This is a genomic window from Pseudomonas sp. SMSB3, assembly GCF_052041965.1.
Taxonomy (GTDB): domain Bacteria; phylum Pseudomonadota; class Gammaproteobacteria; order Pseudomonadales; family Pseudomonadaceae; genus Aquipseudomonas.
In genome coordinates, this window is sequence record NZ_JBKGGV010000056.1 from 1 (window position 1) to 301 (window position 301).

The 301-nt window shown below is 46.8% G+C and carries 1 rRNA gene; it reads right to left on the reverse strand.

The features are described 5' to 3' along the window. Positions 1–138 (reverse strand): 23S ribosomal RNA (locus ACLEJW_RS23265); the annotation flags it as partial. Between the last annotated feature and the right edge of the window lie 163 nt (positions 139–301).

Below are 301 nucleotides of genomic sequence, written 5' to 3' on the forward strand. Positions count from 1 at the left end.
TGCTGAGTGGGTTCCCCCATTCAGAGATCTCTGGATCACAGTCTGTTTGCCGACTCCCCAAAGCTTATCGCAGGCTACCACGTCTTTCATCGCCTCTGACTGCCAAGGCATCCACCGTATGCGCTTCTTCACTTGACCATATAACCCCAAGCAATCTGGTTATACTGTGAAGACGACATTCGCCGAAAATTCGCACGTCGCTCTTTCGAGCAGAACTCACAAATTTTACCTTAGCCTGAATTCCAGCAGTGAAACTGGTCTTCAGTCTATTTCTATCACATATCCGAATTTTTAAAGAACG